Below are 19,189 nucleotides of genomic sequence, written 5' to 3' on the forward strand. Positions count from 1 at the left end.
TTAACCATCCTTATTATATGTCAGAAACCTGCGACCCGACAGAATTGACCATACCGGAAGTGTTAACACGCCGAGAATTGAACCGACGGAAAGAATAATATGCAGGATATTGTTGGCAGTGGTCTTAGGAAACTCTTTTGCTGCTGGAGGAGGAATCCGGAGCGGATCAGGGTCAATAAAAATAGCAAATCCCAAAGGAAATAGCCCCACCAAAACAAGTCCTGTCCCTACAATGATTCCAAACCATCTGAGACTTCCTGAAAATACAGCTTTTAGACGTAAGTTGATAAAGACCAGCCATGCTCCGAAAATACCTTGGGGAATCATGTACAGAATGTCTGACACCACCTTTGGAAATAAGAATATCAAAGAGATAACAACCAGGCAAATCGCCGTAACGCCTGTTAAGACCGTTGTTTGGCTGATAAAAAGGGGCTGATTCTTTGAAATCTTCCTAATCCCAAATACCAGGGGAAGCAAAAATAAAAACTGAACGATCACCGCTGCATCATGAAGTCTGTTCATCAGAACACCGGTTTCAGGTGTTGGAGAACGCACCAGTAAGTATCCGATCAAACCTCCGATGGCCAATAAGCCAAATACACCACTGACGATTGACGACCAGCCTTCTGATGTATACCTTGGTGAGGAGAGGTTTTGTGAAGCCATGGCTGTAATTGGGAATAGTTTAGATAAATTAAAAAGCTTCAGGAGGGTAATGAAGCGACTCTTTTCAAAAGTAAAGTATTTAAAGTCAATTACAAAGCTTTATGTGTACTATCTCATTAATTTTCAGGAGTTTGTGTGGAGTTTGGTTTTGCTGTTTTTTTGAGATAGCCTTTTGGTTTATGAGTAACAGGTAGCTTCATTTTTTAGTTTTCACGATTCTCTTAATAGAGCTTTCCGGATCAATTTGAACTAACACGAACAATAAAAAAACAGGGTATTGTATCTTAGTTATTGTCGTTTGTAAATCACTCAGTATAGTTTATAAGAATTTTATTATAAATGATCTGGGCCACATTTTACCTGTTATTATGAAATAGTTATTCTTTTTATCATAAGCAATACCATTCATTTCCAGTGATTCTGCATAGATGGAAGAAACATACTTTTTTAAATCTGTGAAATCCGCTAAAGCGATTACATCTCCATTCTGACTATTTATTTTAATGATTTGATTTGTTTGCCAGATGTTAGCATAGATAAATCCATTTGCATATTCCAACTCATTAATATTTGATTGTCCGTACCCATCAAGCCTTACATTCAGAGTCTTAACAATTTCAAGGTTATTTGGATCGAGGTACGTCAACACATGCGTCCCATCACTCATTATCAAATTCAGACTATCATTAGTCAGACCCCAGCCTTCTTTATTTTGAAATTGAAATTCCTTTATTTTCTTAAAAGATGGAAATGAGTAAACAAATCCTTTTTGATCCTTATAAGTCAACTGATAGATTTTATCTTTAAATATGGTAATTCCTTCACCAAAATATTTTTTTTCCAATTTGACTTTTGCCTCAATTGTTCCCTTACCGCTTACAGGTCCTACCAGTGATTTTGTAAATGGTATTTCATCAGGGCTACCGGTGCTTTCATATAACTTATTATTGTAATATACCAACCCTTCTGTAAAGGAAGTAGTATCGTGAAGCAAGGTATCAATCACCTGGTAATTTAACTGTTTAATATTTGAATTTTCTGTTTTAACCTTCGATTCTCTTTCTGAACAAGAAAAGAAAAGAATGATCGCAACAAAAAAAGTGATTGACGGCACATAATAGACTTTCATGGTTTAGTTGGTTTTTTAAGACAATCCCTTTTACCTAAGATTTATCAATTCAGTTACTGTACATTCGGCCGTCCGTTTCCCGCCCTCTTGAAAATATCCTGACATACCTAAAGTCAGGTGTTGTTTATGATAGGGTATTAAATCAGGACTGATTATCCACATTCTGGCTGTACCTGAAAGAGCAATCGGCTCTGATTTGTCTAAGATCACATTTCTGGAAGCATCCTCAAACTCCGGCCAGATCATGTAAATCGAATTTTTCAGATTCCCCTCATTTTTATACCAAAAGTCGCTTCGGATTCCCTGGTAAACAGGATTCCAACGCCCTCCTTCCTCATAAGAATAGTACCGGTAGTTCACCCGGAAATCGGCATTCCTTTTGAAAATATCTGTATATGGGCGGTGTAATTCCATGTTTTTGAAAAGTTCGTTTTTGAGACTCCTTCGACTCGCTTAGATTAATTATCTCTAATTAAATAAATAAGACACTCTCAACTCTCTGGAAGATTCGAGTCGTACCATACATCTTCATAATTTCCCTCAGAATATTATCTTGAATGTTGTTTTCATCCTAGGATTTTAAGCTACTCGTGTGTAAGCCCGCCCGGCGTGACCGTCAGGTCGGACGAGGCACTTATCGTTTATCACTTTTAACTTTTTCACTCCATGGCGGAAATACTGCTAATTTTCTTTGTCGCATCCAATCACCCCGCCCTCAAATTATCCACCGGATTCGTATTGGCCGCCTTCAACGTTTGCGAGAAGATGGTCGTTAGTCCGAGGCTTAGCACCACCACCAGGCTTATGACGGCTTCAAGGGCTCCAATGGGGGCATTGTAGTACTGTGCCTCCTGCAGCATCAACTTCATTAAAAACCAGACGCCTGGAATCGTGACGAGACCCGCGATAGCCAGCAGTACAATGAATTCCCTGGATAGCAGGTACACCAGGCTTCGCGAAGAAGCACCCATCACCTTCCGGATACTCACTTCTTTGACCCGGTTTTTGATGGTGAACACGACCGTGCCCAACAGCCCCAGGCACGCTATGGTGATGGCCAGCAGTCCCATGAATCCCCACAGCTTCATAATTTCGTTGTAAGACGAATAGGCATCGCGGATCTGGTCGGAGAGGAATTCGGCTTTAAACCTGCTACCTCTCCCAATCGGTTTCCAGGCTGCTTCCATTTCCGGAAAAGCCTGGCTCTGCTTGCCTGTTTGAAGGCGAAAATTCGCATAACTGAATTTCTCAGGTGCATACTCGAAGAAGAAGTTTTCAATGGGTGATCGCAGGCTGGCGTAGTGGAAATCTTTCAGAATACCCGCTACCCTCACTTCTCTTTTATCAGGCAGGATAAGCACCTGGTCGATGGCCCCGGAAGCGTCTTTTGGACTCAGTTTTTTGGCCAATACTTCATTGATGATGATCAGACGTGAGTTTTCGCCGGCGTCGCCGGAGAAGTTCCTTCCCACCACAAGATGCAGACCCATGTTGGTGATAAAGTTTTCATCGATGGCTATCCTACTTGCATCTATCGAATCGGGATGGGCCACCTGCTTCACGTGCAAGGGCGGTACGCTTCCTGCCCCCAGCAGATGCGACGACATAGAGATCAGCGGAACGAAGGAAAGCTTTCCAAATTCATTTCTGACCAGTCGCGGATCGGCCTGTTGAAGATCAACATTGAGTATTTTCTCCTGGTCAAATCCGAAATCATAACTGATAGAGTACCGGTACTGTTGTTGCATAATCAATACCGCAAAAGTAAAACCAAGCGACAGGATGAACTGCAGGGTAATCACCAACTTACGAAGCGAAAACAGACGGCCCGTTTTGGTTTGGATCTCCTGCCCTTTGAGTGCCATGACGGCACCGGTCTTTGCAAAATGAAATGCCGGCACCAGGCCCGAAATAAAGCCCACAAGGATGGCGAAGGCTAAGAAACCGGCAAATGTTCCCAGGGTAGGGTTCAGGTCGACCCAATCAAGGCCGGAGGTAAGCGACAGGGTTTCACCGCGGATGAACTCAAAGAAAAAATATGACAGTATCACAGCCAGCAGCATAATGATCGTACTTTCGGCAATAAACTGCATAAAGATATGTTTTTTTCGTGCTCCCATCACCTTACGGACACCGATCTCTTTCATCCGTTTGAGTGCCTGGGAGATGGCAAGGCTGACGTAGTTGCTGCATGCCGCGAAGAATATGATCATGGGTATCACGCCCATGAGCAGCATTTCCTGGTAGCTCCATTCGTTTCCCATATCATTGTCGAGCTCAGGCCCGGGAACAATCTTATCGAACCGCTGCAGTTCGAACGAAGCCTGGAACTCGGGTTTTTTGTATTTTTCTTTTGCAATGCCGTTGAGGAAGGCTTCAAGGGCTGAGGGACTCACGTCGTCAGAGACTTGCAGATAGGCATATGAATTGCGGAAGTTATTCCAGTTGCCTGTAAAAGACGCACCGTGATAGGAGGTGAGCGTGGCGAATGAGACCAAAGCCTCGGTCTTCAGGTGCGAGTTTTTCGGCATGTCTTTCGCTACACCCGTGACCATCACGTCGCCATAGGGCTCTATGAATACCAATTGGCCCATCGGGTCCTTTTCTCCAAAGATCCTGGCAGCTGCTTCCTCGGTAATCACCATCGTATTAGGATTGGTAAGCGAAGTGGCGGTGTTGCCTTGCAGCAGTGGAAAGTTAAACATCGAAAGATATCCGGCATCCGCAAAGTATCCGTGTAAAGAAATTTTCATTTCTCCATAACGAACATTGCGGGGAAGCGACTGATGAATACGTACCACCTTTTCCACGCCGGTGAAATTCGCTTTCAGCAGTTCAGCAGCACCGATAGGCACAGACGCGTACGAGGGATTGTCCTGCCGGTCCTCCACGTGCGTGATTATCCGGTATAGGTGCTCACTATCCGGATGGAAGTTGTCGAACTGGTAGATGAACACGATCATGGCCACGTACAGCAGGTTGAGCGACATGCCCACTGCCAGTCCAAAGACATTTAAAATGGTAAAGAATTTGTTTTTCGCCAGGTTACGCGTAGCGGTCTTGAAGTAATTTTTGAACATGGCGGGCTCCAGGATTTTTCTAAGCAGCCCGGTCGGATTCTCATAAGGAGGTAGTTTCTCTTTCATAGCTTTTTTTCGTTAGAGGTTTAAACTGTCGGGAATTTGCCGTCAATGAACAAGGATCGACTGAATCGGCCGGCCGAAGCCACCCGATAGAATCACATGAGATGAAGATAACAAGTAAAAGCTATATTGAAAAGCGTCTGCCGGAACAAATGATGATAGCGAACAACAGATTAGGGTTTATTTGCTTGACAGTATAATAAGAAACCGCATGTTGCAGGCTGGACAGCGTCAGATTATTATAGTTCCTCTGCGAAAAAATGTAACCTTTGAACCTTCGACAAACTCCGCAATTGTCATTCTTCGTTTTCCTTTTTTGTTGAATAATTCGAAATAACATTCGGTCGGATTAACCATGCCATTTTGATAAAGCCAGAATATGAATCGTCTATTCTTCAGTCGCCATATTGCCAAACCCCATGTTAGCGGCATGTTCCTTTTTTTTCTATTTTATCTTGTCCTTTAAATAAGTAAGTTCTTTTTTTTGGATATCCTGCCAACTTATTGCTAAACCGCTTGTTATAGGCTGTTTATTTTGCTCTCAATTAATTCATTGATTTTGTCAAAAGGAACGCAAACCGAGAAGCCCGAATTTGATACTTCAGTATTTTTAATTCTCTCTCTATTGTTGTACCATGTGGTTTCGTATGGTATATATTGAGAAACTAAGCCGATTATTCTAAAATACCCGTCTTCGCCTTGTTCTACTACTGGTCCGCCAGAATTTCCTTGGTAGGAAGGGCAGTCAATGATAAAAGTTTCTTCGTTAGTATTAATTCCAGAAATAATTCCTTTTCTAATTAAGGGTTTTGTGATGTCAAAATATTTGCTTTGAGTTAAACCAAGTGAGGTAGGATAGCCCATTAAATAAACATCGTTTGCAATGCCTATTTCACTAAGATTTCTAGTTGCTTCAACTTCTAGGGAGGTAATATGCTTAGCAGTTTGTTCTAAAACTTCAACGTATTCTTTAAGCTTAAGTTGTGCCGGTCGTTTATGGTCTCCAGTTTCGTATTTAAGATGACCAGTCGGCGTAGTAAGATGATGGTTCTCTCCTAGTAATAAAACACAGACGTCTGAAGTTTTAGAATAAAAAATATTAGCTGCAGTTAAATCAATTTGAAGTTGTAACTGACCCTGTCCCAAAGGTGATGAAGGGCAATTTGCAATCAGAGTGTCTCCATACAATTTGTTGTTCTCGTCATAAAAAACATGTTTAGCCGATACTAGAAAATTAAACCCTTTATACTTTAGACGAAATCCTGAACCTTTAGATTTCCCCTCATCGATCGAGAGTAAAATTGCATAAGAGAAATTATCTTGATGAATCTTCATAAATTAAGGTTGTTCTAATAGACTATAACTCTCAAATATACACATGTTTTTGATTTACCCAAAAGACAATGGGGCTTTAAAAAATTTCTTTTAAGCCATTGTATCAGAGTGGGTTAGTAGGGGAGGTGATTAAATCGGTTTCCAATTCAGATCCTTAGGCTCGTCTTTATCAGGCATTCCCAAAACAAACCGGACAAATAGCATAATGTCCTGGTTCTTCATTTAATATTTTGACCCACCGCAGTGAAAATTTACGGATATACCTATTCAACACTTAATGGCTCAATCTTTTTAAATAACGTATCTATTTTATAATGAAGAGATGAGTTCGTTAACCTGTATAGTTCATCTAAAAAATCTGTTGAAACAGGTTTTGGATTGGGGTATTTATGCTTTTCAATAAAATTTCTCAGCACTTCATTTAATTTTTGTTCACCTATCAGTTCACTTAATAAATACATCACAACCACTCCTTTTGAATAAGATATATGAGTTTCTCCTGGCTGAACCTTGTACAAAGGCTGTTCTATTGAAAAGCCTTTGCTATTGGTATAAATGTCGAGGTTCATTTTTATCCGATCCAGCATTTTTTCCTTTCCATACATTTTTTTGAGCAACATCATTTCAGTGTACATGGCCATAGTTTCAGTAAGCATGGCCGATCCGTCTCTGTCATCAGGATTTATCTGAGTATTACCCCACCACATATGTGACAGTTCATGTCCGGCTAATTCATTGATCACATCCTGTTGCTTATCCGCTTTAATATTGGAGTGAAAAATCATGTCCTCTGTCATATAGATGGTTGCAGGATAAGCCGTTGCCGCAAAACCCCTGGTAAATCCTGATACTTCTGCAAACCGGATGGTTTTAAATGGATAGTGGCCAAAATTTGTTTCGCAATAGTCCATGGTTATCCGTGCATTTTTCAATAGATGATCTACATTTTCAGCATGTGTCGGATGATAATAGATCTCAAAGCTCTTGCCTTTATAGTTTTCTTTTTTTACTGCGTATTGAGCTGAGGATACAGCAAATCTAAACGGAATGGGATCATCGGTTTTGTACTGAAAGTAATTCCTGTTTTGTCGTTTCCAGCTTTTGGTCAACTCTCCCACACCAAGGGCTGTCTGATTGCCTGATGTGGAGATCGTCATGTCAAGCGTAATGAAATCATTACTGGCAGTTTTTGGTGCATCAAATGACGTGACTGATGATTTGGCTCCCAGCTTGTATTTTTTTCTTGTTGCTTCTTCTTCAATTTCATTTTCCAGCACATATCCAAAATGAGGATAGTATCGGCTGATACGCATAAAGGAACCATTTTCAACAACGGCATTAAAAGGGTTATGACCGTTCACCGCTTTCCATTCATAGGAAATATTGAAATGAAATGTTGTTTTTTGACCTGGTCGCAACGCTTTTTGAAGCACAAGAAGCTGGTACTGATCTTTGACAATAATTATTTCATCGCCAATATGGAGTGCAGCACTATCGATGTTAAAATCATTTGCAAAATTGACCAGGATGCTGTCGATGTTTGATTTGGTTTTGTTTTCAAGAATGTATGTGCCTTTTATATGATATGTGTTTTCTTCCGGAAATAAATCTACTGTCGTCATTATATTGGTTACAGTTGGCTGGGGACGGGTGCTGTAATTACGGTATAGGGTTTCATAATTTGCCTGTGCTAATAAACTGACGGTTTCATTTTTTGGTTTATACCCGTCCACTAATTTTATTCCGGAATAAGAGCAAGCGGAGATCGCTGCAATTAATATCATCCATACATACCACCTTCTATTGGTCTTCTTTACCAGGTAGTAAATGGTGAGTAAGATTATCAGACAACAAAATCCATAGAACATTCCTGTTGCAAAGGCAGAGCCATACAGGCCAAATCCATTCATATCACTGTAGCTCACCCGAATGCCATAGAATATCTTCGCCAGGGGATGTGTGATAAAATTCTTTCCTATGGATGTTGCCATTATAAAAACGAACAGTATGGCAACACCCAGTCCTGCATACTTCCGGTTGATTATTTTTTTAATCAATAATAGAAATCCGCTCATTAAAATCAATGGCAACGTGACAAAGAGAAACAGGTTGCCATACACTTTCCATTCGACGGCCGGATAGTTGTATAATAATTGGAAGACAATTCCTTCAAAAATTAATGCAGCGGTAAAAAGCAGGGTTACCGCGATTAATGAGATCCACTTTGCAAAAAAGCCGGTTGAGGTGTTGGCGGTGCTGTTTTCAATCAGGTTAAAACGTGTATTGTTACTTCGCCAAAAAATATCAAAAGCATAATACAACACGATGAACAAACCCAATTCGTAAAAGTGCTGAATAATGGTAGCGGTCATTAATCCGGAGTTTGCGTAATGCTGCGGTATCCTGATGCCTTTTTCAATGGCTGCATGTATTTCCATTCCTACCCCAAAAAGTACATACAATAAAGCCAGTACAAAGGGGATGCTTTTTACAGTATAGGTTAAATGTATTTTGGAAAAGGAAAGTAAGGCTTTCAGGTGTGCCGGTGCATGATGTTGTGTGGCTGTTTGTTTGTAGCTGAGGCTTAAATTGTTTTCGTTACTGTTCTCTTTTGATCTGGACCGGAGCTTTGATTGTTTTTTTGAATAACTAAATTTCCTGATACTTACATAAAGCAACAAGAAAGAGATAAGCAGAACAATCATTCTATTCAAAGCAAACAATCCGTTCAACGAAATCATCCCTGTGTTTCTTTGTTCGACAGTCCAGGTTGCTGTTTGATAAAAGTAGGCGGACATACCGAATGGATCCACAATAGCACTGATTAACCTGGCTTGTTCCGATTGTGGCAAAGCTCCCGCCATTAATGGTGAACCCGAATAAATGAGGGTGACGGTATAGAACATGTACAGTAACAGTCCGCTGACGTATATGATTAGCTTGTTTTTTGAAATCCATCCTGCAAAGCTTAGCACGGCCGTTATAAAAAGCGTGTTGACAAAAGTAAACAAGAGAACAGGTTGTACATAATAGAGTAATGAAGCATTTTCTTTCTGTAAGTTGGTTGCCGCTGAAAGATGGCCATACAAAAAGCTTAAGGTAAATATCAGGGTGCTGAAAAAGCTGAATGTCAGCAATGAGGCAAACCTTCCCGCAACAAATTGATTTTTCCTGATGGGTGTACTGAAAAATATCTCGTGAAAATTATTATCCAGCTCTTTGTTTACTTGTTGGGCTGCAAAAATGGTTGAAAACAATATAGCTGATAAGCTAAAGAGTGCGGTGATAAAAGAAATTTGGTAAGACGAATTCTGATAGACATCTTCACCCATTGTAAAATGTGCATCTTTCCCGATCAGTATGCCCAATGCCACTATCAAAGCCAGCAATGCCCAGGTGGTCCATCTTTTGATGAAACGCTTTATATCGAATAAGAATACGAAATTCATAATTAATTTGAATTTTGATCGAGTATAGAAAAGTACACATCTTCCAGGCTGGGGTCTATGACCTGGAAGTCAGCAGGCATCACATCTGACATGATATGAATATTTAAATTGCCTGTTATGAATTGCGAGGATATAACCCTGTGTTCCCTTTGATGGTCATCAAGTTCCTGCTTTGTTATTTGTTTTCTTCCGATGCGGCCCTGCAGACCTGCAATCAAATCATTAGGATTACCCTGCTTTAAAACAGAGCCATTATGGATGATGGCCATTTGAGAACATAAATTCCGGACATCCTCTACCAGGTGTGTGGAAAGAATGATAATGATGTCTTTTCCCAGTTCGCTGAGCAAACTGTTAAACCTGTTGCGTTCCTCGGGATCGAGCCCTGCTGTGGGTTCATCAACAATAATAATTTTCGGATTACCCAACAATGCTTGTGCTACCCCAAATCTTTGTTTCATTCCACCCGAAAAAGTATGCACTTCTTTTTTCCGGTAATCAAATAAATTCACTTTTTGCAGCAGCGATAATATTTGCTCCTTTCTATCACGGGTGTTGGTAACCCCTTTCAAAATGGCCAGGTGGTCCAGCAGATCGTATGCAGATATTTTAGGATACACGCCAAAGTCCTGCGGTAAAAAGCCCAACTGTTTTTTAAGGAAGAAAGGATCATCAACTACATTGACATCGTTGAAAAGGATCTGACCACTATCGGCAGTTTGCAGACCAACTACAGTACGCATCAGCGATGATTTTCCGGAACCATTTGGCCCCAACAATCCAAACAGACCATTGCTTATTTCCAATGAAATGTTGTTGATGGCTTTTACTCCATTGGAGTAAGTCTTGCTCAGATTTTTGATAGTCAATTTACTCATGGCGTAAATTTCAGGTAATAGAATTTCAGACAGGAACCGGGCTTTTTTTACAGACAACTATCCCTTTAGCGGTGGCCTATATTAATGTTTAAGGTTCTTATTTTCAGTTTCAGGACTTACAATCATTAACTTGCATAACAAAGATACTGTTTAAGACCTGTACCTTGTAATACACAATACTTTATTGGTTCGTTAGACTGATGAATGGTTATTTTTGAGGATGAACGGTCAGAAAGGCAATTTGTTGATCGCTTCTATTTTTATGTGGTTCCCTTTAAGGGCAGATCTTCGTTTGGGTCAACCAACATAATTTTCATTCTTGAACGTTCTGATTTGTAATCAACAGGTCATTGATTCGATCTTGATAGGAGGCTCAAAAAAGAGAGTTACAGTGATCTAGCTCTTTTTTATTGCCTTGATTTCTCTGCCATTTTTCTTGTTTTCTATAAAAACTCAAGTTTAACCTGCCCCGTAAGCTTTGGGATTGATCCGATAAATTTGTGTGGATTTAAGTAAGACTAAGGCCGGAGATGCATTTCTTCGGCCTTCTTTATTCTTACTTCAGATTAATTGATAATTACTTGTCCCCAAAGAAATGCTCGTTTTGCAAAATTTCCTTTCTTATTTCACAAAGCTTCGTTTTTGAGACTATTTTCTCATAATTTAGGTCTAGAAAATAAATGCACTCGTTCTGCTTTTATAAAATCATTATCATTTACATCAACTTCTTCTATTATTGGTTGGGCCGGATCGAGAGAGATGTAGAAAAAACCATTACTTAAAAAGTACTTATAGTCTTCAATAAAATAAAAATTATAGTCGGAATTATGGTAAAAGGAATATTCTACGACATTTGAAAAAAGGTAACCACTTTTTTAGTTTACCTTTTTTAAAATAACGCATAAGTGTTTTTGGAAAAGTATTAATGGATTTTGGTTTAGCTTATATTGTTCCTCAATTGCTTTTTTGTTATTAAGGGTTTGTTTTTTTGACAATCTTTTGAATGTCAGATAGGTTCTTATATAAAAAAAACATCCAAATAATAAAAAATAAAGTAAGGAGCTTACGCTGAATTGGTTAGGGTAAATTTTCTCAATTCGGAGGCCAGCCAGAGCCGCAAGAGTTCGGATTTTTTGTATACCAATTAAAAAGATTCTACCCATATAAATGCGATTTTCATCATAACCAATTACAGATTTTTCATTAGGTAGTAACATATCTCCTCGTTCTGATTCTAGCCAAAGGTTGGCTATCCTTCCCGAGATGTTGCTGTTATTTGGCTTTGTCAAAACTAAACAACCTCCGGGTTTTAATATTCTGGCAATTTCATCAAATAATTGTTTTTGCTCTGAAATATGATCAATGGTTTCCATCAGCAGTACGTAGTCTGCACAGCCTGATTCTATTGGGAAAATCTTGTTTAAGTCAATTTTTTGTGTAAATATTTCATCATTTTCCATCAATTCGGGATAAAGGTCAAAGGCCCTTACTTCTGCTCCATTTTTTTTCCATAAACTGGCTACGAATCCTTTACCAGCAGATAAATCTATTACTAACTTGCCATTTACATTTGTTTGTTCCAGAAACTGATATATAAATTTTATTGCATTTTTTCTTGAATGTGGAATATTAGTGGGTTTACTATTTTTTTCCATTTAATTATACTGGCTGAAAATTTACGTTATTTAATATTTACCTTAATTTTTTTGACGTGAGATATTTTTTAATTTTATCATTATCTGTTTTAGAATAAAGGCCTTTTTAAGTGATTAAAGATAAAGAATTTAGTATATTTTATATATTAATTTAGTACAAAATTGAATTTTGAACCCAATTTGCTTCTTCGTAACAGGCAAATTGAAAAGTTTTGCAATAGTTAAAACTGTATCACAAAACCACCATTTGGTTTGTTTCTTATCGAAACTGTATGGTAAGCATAAAATACATTCCTTTATTTCAAAATTTTCAGAACCTATTGCTGTATCAAAAGATTTTCGTACCTGGTCCTTTTGAGAATCACCGAAATCTTCGTTTTTTGAAATAAAGGGCATTTAAAACACTTTGAAATTAGGGCCATCTTATTTACACCACAATTCAATATAACTAAAAATAATTTAGCCCTGCAAGTTAATTGTGTAGCCGTTAAATAAGTTAAATACCGTTAAATAACTATTCCCTACAATCCACATACGTATTATAATGCTGATAGTCTTTTTTTGACATAACTTGTTGGCTTATTGATAGCAACTATTTAAAAAACATTATTATGCAACAACTAGTATATGCTTTTAAACCATTGTCAAATTATAGATTTGATAATCCTGGCATAGCGAAAAAGGAAATTTTCATTCGCCCTGTAATGAAAGCACTAATTTCCACTTTGGTCATCTCGCTTACATTCATTCCCTTTAAAGCGAAAAGTCAAAACGACAATTTAAACGGTTTAAAGAAAAACGACGAACCTTTACGCTACGTGGCTATTGGAAGCTCTCTTTCTGCCGGCGTTCGTGATGCGGGTTTGTATAGAGAAAGTCAAATTTCAGCCTTTCCTAATCTTATAGCTAAGCAGATGGGATTGACTGATTTTAGACAACCTCTCTTCGATTTATCTGAAAAAAATGGCATTGGGTTTAAGAAAGTTCAAAAGAAAAATGGAGTTTTGATTTTTTCCAAAGTAACAGAAATGACGGCCCCTGAAAAGAAGCTACCAAAGGTTGTTGGTCGAATAGATAATCTATCAATACCCTTCCTCAAGGTTTCAAATATTTCAGTAAGTGAGAACATGAAGGGGGCTTTTCTACCTACTTTTGAAAGGAGCTCCTATGATCATATGCATCGATTTGTAAAAGATGATCAAAATGAGGGTGTGTCTTATTTGTCCCTTATTCAACAAGAAATAGATCAAGTTGATTTTTTCACATTTGAAATCGGGATGCATGATTTTGTCTCCTATTATAAAAATGGGGGTTATGGACAATCTATTAGTATGATGCATCATGACCGTGAAGGATATTTTCCAGAGAACGAAATTATTCAACATTTAATATCAAAAGGGGGAAAGGGTGTACTATGTAATGTTCCTGATGTGCTTAAGTTTCCTTTTTTTCAGCAATATCGTTATGACGATATCAAAGGTATAAACGGAGAGCGGGTTTTTGCCCAATTCCATTGGAGAGGATATGTCAGAAACCTTAATCCGAATGATATTATTATTCCAGATGATTATACAAATGTCCTGTTTACTAATGTTGGTTATATCGGACATTCCAAAGAGCAACCCCTTCTGGATGAATATGTGATAGGTGATGAAGAAAAGATAGATATTAAAATATATAATAGATGGATTAATGCTATTGCCGACATAAATAAAATTCCAATTGTAGATTTAAATTCTTTGTATGCAAGAATAATTGAAGGCGACTATGTGACAGACGATGGACTTCTGATAGACCCATCTTATCCTGAAGGAAACTTTTTCTCTTCTGATGGAATACACCCAACCCAAATTGGCCAAGCGGTGATTGCTAACGAGTTTATTAAGACAACTAATTCATATTACGGCACAAAAATTCCATTAATTAGTATCAAAGACTTAAAATAACAGCGAAATCATGAAAAATACACTCACAATCCTTTTAATTTTCTTTACAATCACCAATGTTTTTTCACAATGCTGCGACAATATCTGGACACCCAGAGATAATACTGTATTTCAACGGTCAACTACTAGTTCTGGTACAGGTGGTTCAACAAATGTAACATTTTCCGGCCAAATCAGATCTCAAGTAGGAGCTCAATACAGGATAGAAAAACTTGATAAATATGGGAACTATGTAAGTGATTGGAAGACTGTCCAAGCCATGCCCGCTGGGGCAGTCAATTCACTTGGAACGAGCTCTGGGTACTTTTATTTTACTCTTGATGTTCCCACCGGGTGGTATAAATTTCATACTTATGTAAGCGGTGTGCCACAAATGTGGACTAAGTTTGGGGTTGGTGAAGTTTTTATAATTGCAGGACAATCCAATGCACAAGGATTTGGAGATACTCAATATATTTCAGGTCTTGATGACCTGGATTGCGTGGTAGGAAACAGAAATATGCCTTTCGGCGGGTATGGAGATTTATGGACACCATCATTCACTCCTATAAATTCGAGTCAACCAATAATCGCCCCAACTGGTGACCGTCCGTGGTACTATCAATCGTTAGGCAATAAAATAGTAACCAGGGAGTCTGGGATTGTAATTCCTGTCGCTTTCTACAATGTAGCTTTAAGTGGAACCAGTATAGATAACTGGTACGAATCATTATTAAGGGTCAGGCAGATGTATAGTAACAATTATGCTAATACTTTAACCTATGGAACAACAGTGACGACATCCAATCCATGGGGATTTTCTACTTTCGACAACCGTCTACCCTATTCAAATATGAGAGATGTTTTAAGCTATTTTGCTAATATTACCGGTGTTAGGGCTGTATTATGGCATCAAGGAGAAGCTGAAACAAAAACACTTTTAAGTATTCACAGAAGTAGCACATACGGTGCCGGGCCAATTCCTTCAGGCTACTCTATCAATGATTATGACACAAAACTTAATGCAATTATTGCTGATACAAGAACATTGCATTCAAATCTTCAATGGGCAATTTCAAAAGCCTCTTTGATTGCTGCCACTCGAATTTCTCCATCAACCCTGGATCTAAACATTGTAAATAACAGCAATAACTTAGTTACACCTACTGGAACAACCTCTATTGGCAATAGTGTCATTCAGGAGCAGGCAGCAGTACAAGCAGCTAGCCCTTCAAATATTTCGTGGCTATCTGAGAATTCTGACAGCTTTACCCCAAGAACTCCCGATGGAATACACTTTAGTGAAGCAAATCTAATTCAAATGGCAAATGATACCTATAGTAATATGGGTACAATATTTTCAAAAGCCCCAATTTTGCCCGTCATTCCACCGAGATTAACACTTGTTAAAAATTCAACTAAGGATTATACTGTAAGTACTGGGAGCTATAATATTTACAGATGGAAAAATAGTTATGGCGGTTTTGCTTTTGAACAAGATGAGCCGAGTATGGGAAATAATTATAATCCGAGCCCCGTAGGCGGCGATGATGGGTATTCGGGCTATGCAAAAGGTAGTGACGGCAAAATAGCCCAAATAGTTCCATGGGTCTTTTTTACATCAGTCCCGGGTGCACGTGTTTCTGCAGAGAATCAAGAGAATGAAGCCCAGTTGGAAAGTACCAGTATTTTCCCGAATCCCGTTTCAACAGACAGAAAATTAAATATTATTTTTTCGACTACAATGAACACTCCAATGAAACTGATTTTAATGGACCAAAACGGCGTAATTTTAAAAAAAATAAGCGACAATATTTCAAGTGGAAAACATAATTATTCGATCTTACTTGACGAAATAGTATTATCAACGGAGATAAAGTTTTTGTACTACAGACTTGAAACTAAGCAACATAACGAAGTAAAACGCGTGGTGCTAACAAAATAAAATGTTTCTGATATATGTTAATTATAAACTCAAAACGTTTTAAAATTATGAAATCCATTTTCTCAATATTGCTTATACTCGTAATTAGTTTTATGGGTTGCAAACAGGATTCATTTGATCCTGAAATCAAAGATGACAAGTTAATAAATTTGTCTCCTGAGTTTGAACGCTATCTGATTGATGCTAAGATTGATACTGAATCCAAACCGGATCTAATGATTAGTTATGGTAAAATTAAGAACATAGATAGTTTACATATTTATTTAGAAGGAAACAGAAATAGCCTCAAGGGGTTGGAGTATTTTACAAATCTCAAATACTTAAAATTTACAGGCCTGCAGAAGTCAACCGACATTTCTAACCAGTATTACTACACTCCCATTAATGGGCTTATTAAGGAATTTATACCAGCAATTGATACCCTTGATGTCAGTAAAAATATTAACCTGGAGTATCTTGATTGCTCAGGTAAATCAGATGGAGGGGGTTATTACTCATCAATAGGTAATTTGAAATTTGGTAAAAACACAAAACTTAAGACTGTAATTTCCAAATTCAGTATGATGGCTTCTCTGGACCTCTCACAATTAACGGCTCTTGAAGAACTAGATATTGTGGAATGTTATAACCTGCCGGTGGTAAGCCTTTGTAAAAACAAGAAGCTAACAAAGCTCAGGTCATGGCAGGTTAAGCAATTCTATATTTCTTCAAAATCTTTGATTAAAACAGACTGGGTAGTTGGTGCGGCCATTTATTCAGAGTGTGAATAATTTAATGATATCCATTTTTAAAGAAATTTTCGATTTTAGAAATCTAAAAAAGGTTTTCATTAAGCAAATATAGAAAAGGCAAGTCATCAGAATGAAACTAATGGCTTGCCTTCGTTTTTTGAGACATGTTCATTTATCAACCTTCTAGTTGCGTTAATAAATGGTAGTGTCAGTTTTTGCAATTATTAGATTCCACAATTAATTGCCTTACTTCATCCGAAATTTCATTTGATAACTTCTTAAAATCAGTAACAAAATAAGTTTTGAAAGCGGTTTTAGGATTCGCTATAAAAAGAAATTCTTCACCATTATAAAAGGCTATTTTAAAAACTCCTAAAAATACGAAATATACCTTGACACGATCAAACTCCGAAGCTGGCATCACTTTAGTCTTTTTAAAAAGATTTCTTACAAAGAAAGTGCTATTTTCTAAATGGATCACGTTCAACTTGCTTGAAAAATAATTGACACCAAAGAGTATAATTAAAATGAAAATCCTACCTGAAACAGGGTTTTGGATTTCTTCAGTTATATCAAAATATATGAATATTGAAAAGAAAATCAAGCTTAGAATTAACAGTGTCAATTGCCCTACAGCACTTTTATCTTTACTTACAAAATATTTCATGTACTTTTCTTCGTTTTTTGAGATACCATTTTAAGTTATTTTCAATTAATCAGGTCGTTTTTTGACTAAAAATTTCATCAATCAACGGAATAACCGAATGGCTAATATTCTTGATTAAGTCCTGAGTGGTATCAAAACCAGGAAGAACAATATTATTTTGAAGTTGCCAAGCTCTTAATAAGCCCCCCAAAATATTTTGGATGATTACATTATGATCAACCAATTTTTTATGATATTAACAATTCCTCATCTGAAGTAAGGCCGTAACCAGGTATTCTGTCAACATCATGAATTAGGTCATTTCGCATTTTAAGAAAATCAGTTAATAACGTATCAAACCAAGGTACGATATCAACTCGATCTTGTAACAGACTGATGAATACGCCTATTGTTCTTTTGTCACCTTTATTTAAGCGTATTAGAAAATCTTCAACATTGAAGCTGCCTTCTTTGGGCAAAACAAAATCAATAACAACTTTTAGAAATTTTTCAGTAGTCTGGGTTGTAATTAAAATTAGTCCTAATTCTCTAAGAACTGTATTCTGAGCATCAATCATTTTTCTATCTCTTCGTTTTAAAGGCAAATATTTCTCACTTCCTTTATGTTAATTACCTTCCAATAATCGCCATCCTTCTTTCATTATCTGACATATTAATAGATTCACTGTATTCAAAGTAATACTGATTTTCGGAAATGCTTTTCAATAATGTATTTAAATCATTCCTATTAAAATCCTCAAATGATATAACGTACCTAGATACCATCAAAGGGGATTGTTTACCACCAAATAAAAATTCAATTTCAAATTCATTTCCTGAGTTTTCTGGTAGTATATTTTCAATAGTTAATTCTTTAGTTGTTGAAAATACCTCACTATTAAATAGAATTTCCTTTTCATCATTTGATATAATATCATTTGTTCGGTTTGGCAGATAAACTCTGTGATTCTCTAAATACTCTATACTTTCAAAGAATCCGTTTGTTGAGATAATCCTGTAGTATAAATTATACTCATTTTGAAACTTTGATTTATTAAAAATAAAAAACTTCAAAATCAATTTAAGACTATTCACATGTTCGTTAAGTGATTCAATCTTAAGATAGCCTTCAAGCTTAGGAAATGTAACCCTTCGAAATAGTGCCTCAACGTAATGGTGCGGTGCCGGTCTCGTTTGTCCATCCATTCGCATATAATACACGTTTTCGAATTGATGTGGTGAATAAAAGCTTTGGTCTACTTCAATTATGTAAATGAACAGCTCTTCTTTTTGAAGTTGTTGGAACTTTATACCGGCAGGAGAAGGGGTTATTTTGTCTGCTATCTTACTGATAAAACTATCTTTCTCTATGAGCTCTGTTGTAGGTGAAAGATCTCCTGAAAATACTTTTTCTTTTTTGCCTTCGATTGTCCGGCCAATTGGAGACCCCCAGATGATAATTCCACCTTCCGAATTTAGCAAACCTACTATTGCTTTTAGGATGCCTTTTATTGAGTCCGAATTGAAATTAACAATGGCTTTAAATTCAATTTTATCGGACTCTTCTTTAGGAACCTCAAAAAATCTTTCAATGTCGTTATAAGACAATTCTTGTACATCCTTTCCAAAAAATAGTTTTGAGTAGGCCATCTAAATCTATTCGTTTTTTGAGATTAATTTCTTG

At 37.4% G+C, this 19,189-nt stretch carries 14 protein-coding genes; 3 read left to right on the top strand and 11 right to left on the bottom strand.

The window, feature by feature from the left end:
- The 8 genes from GVN16_RS09805 to GVN16_RS09840 all read right to left on the bottom strand — a co-directional run bounded on the left by GVN16_RS09805 (position 1) and on the right by GVN16_RS09840 (position 12,258).
- Positions 1-669 carry a hypothetical protein gene (locus tag GVN16_RS09805; RefSeq protein WP_166563703.1) on the bottom strand — a complete coding sequence of 223 codons (669 nt, stop codon included), beginning with the start codon at positions 667-669 and terminating at the stop codon, positions 1-3.
- A gap of 319 nt (positions 670-988) precedes the next feature.
- Positions 989-1,798: a glutaminyl-peptide cyclotransferase gene (locus GVN16_RS09810; protein WP_166563704.1), complete on the bottom strand. Its 810-nt coding sequence runs from the start codon at positions 1,796-1,798 to the stop codon at positions 989-991.
- A gap of 30 nt (positions 1,799-1,828) precedes the next feature.
- Positions 1,829-2,212 carry a hypothetical protein gene (locus tag GVN16_RS09815; protein ID WP_166563705.1) on the bottom strand — a complete coding sequence of 128 codons (384 nt, stop codon included), beginning with the start codon at positions 2,210-2,212 and terminating at the stop codon, positions 1,829-1,831.
- Between the two features lie 290 nt (positions 2,213-2,502).
- Positions 2,503-4,944: an ABC transporter permease gene (locus tag GVN16_RS09820; protein ID WP_166563706.1), complete on the bottom strand. Its 2,442-nt coding sequence runs from the start codon at positions 4,942-4,944 to the stop codon at positions 2,503-2,505.
- A 516-nt stretch (positions 4,945-5,460) separates the two neighbouring features.
- Positions 5,461-6,276: a trypsin-like peptidase domain-containing protein gene (locus GVN16_RS09825; RefSeq protein WP_166563707.1), complete on the bottom strand. Its 816-nt coding sequence runs from the start codon at positions 6,274-6,276 to the stop codon at positions 5,461-5,463.
- A gap of 263 nt (positions 6,277-6,539) precedes the next feature.
- A complete protein-coding gene (locus GVN16_RS09830) occupies positions 6,540-9,725 on the bottom strand; it encodes a M1 family aminopeptidase (protein ID WP_166563708.1) in 3,186 nt (1,061 codons plus the stop codon).
- 2 nt (positions 9,726-9,727) lie between these two features.
- Positions 9,728-10,603 carry an ABC transporter ATP-binding protein gene (locus GVN16_RS09835; protein ID WP_166563709.1) on the bottom strand — a complete coding sequence of 292 codons (876 nt, stop codon included), beginning with the start codon at positions 10,601-10,603 and terminating at the stop codon, positions 9,728-9,730.
- Between the two features lie 875 nt (positions 10,604-11,478).
- Positions 11,479-12,258 carry a bifunctional 2-polyprenyl-6-hydroxyphenol methylase/3-demethylubiquinol 3-O-methyltransferase UbiG gene (locus GVN16_RS09840; protein ID WP_166563710.1) on the bottom strand — a complete coding sequence of 260 codons (780 nt, stop codon included), beginning with the start codon at positions 12,256-12,258 and terminating at the stop codon, positions 11,479-11,481.
- A gap of 611 nt (positions 12,259-12,869) precedes the next feature.
- On the opposite strand from GVN16_RS09840, the gene GVN16_RS09845 reads away from it, so the two are divergent.
- Genes GVN16_RS09845 through GVN16_RS09855 form a run of 3 tightly spaced genes read left to right on the top strand, consistent with a single transcriptional unit; the run spans position 12,870 to position 16,898 of the window.
- Positions 12,870-14,204: an SGNH/GDSL hydrolase family protein gene (locus tag GVN16_RS09845; RefSeq protein ID WP_166563711.1), complete on the top strand. Its 1,335-nt coding sequence runs from the start codon at positions 12,870-12,872 to the stop codon at positions 14,202-14,204.
- Positions 14,205-14,214: 10 nt separating this feature from the next.
- Positions 14,215-16,128: a sialate O-acetylesterase gene (locus GVN16_RS09850; RefSeq protein WP_166563712.1), complete on the top strand. Its 1,914-nt coding sequence runs from the start codon at positions 14,215-14,217 to the stop codon at positions 16,126-16,128.
- A 47-nt stretch (positions 16,129-16,175) separates the two neighbouring features.
- On the top strand, positions 16,176-16,898 hold the full coding sequence (locus tag GVN16_RS09855; RefSeq protein WP_166563713.1) for a hypothetical protein: 723 nt from the start codon (positions 16,176-16,178) through the stop codon (positions 16,896-16,898).
- A gap of 169 nt (positions 16,899-17,067) precedes the next feature.
- Here GVN16_RS09855 and GVN16_RS09860 read toward each other — a convergent pair whose 3' ends face one another.
- The 3 genes from GVN16_RS09860 to GVN16_RS09870 all read right to left on the bottom strand — a co-directional run bounded on the left by GVN16_RS09860 (position 17,068) and on the right by GVN16_RS09870 (position 19,155).
- Entirely contained in the window at positions 17,068-17,526 is a 459-nt protein-coding gene (locus GVN16_RS09860; RefSeq protein WP_166563714.1) for a hypothetical protein, read from the bottom strand.
- 227 nt (positions 17,527-17,753) lie between these two features.
- Entirely contained in the window at positions 17,754-18,083 is a 330-nt protein-coding gene (locus GVN16_RS09865) for a hypothetical protein (protein ID WP_166563715.1), read from the bottom strand.
- Between the two features lie 52 nt (positions 18,084-18,135).
- Positions 18,136-19,155 (bottom strand): helix-turn-helix domain-containing protein, encoded by a 1,020-nt coding sequence (locus GVN16_RS09870; RefSeq protein WP_166563716.1) that lies wholly within the window; start codon positions 19,153-19,155, stop codon positions 18,136-18,138.
- Positions 19,156-19,189 lie beyond the last annotated feature (34 nt).

It is taken from the genome of Emticicia sp. CRIBPO, from assembly GCF_009905725.1.
In the GTDB taxonomy this organism is placed as follows: Bacteria; Bacteroidota; Bacteroidia; order Cytophagales; family Spirosomataceae; genus Leadbetterella.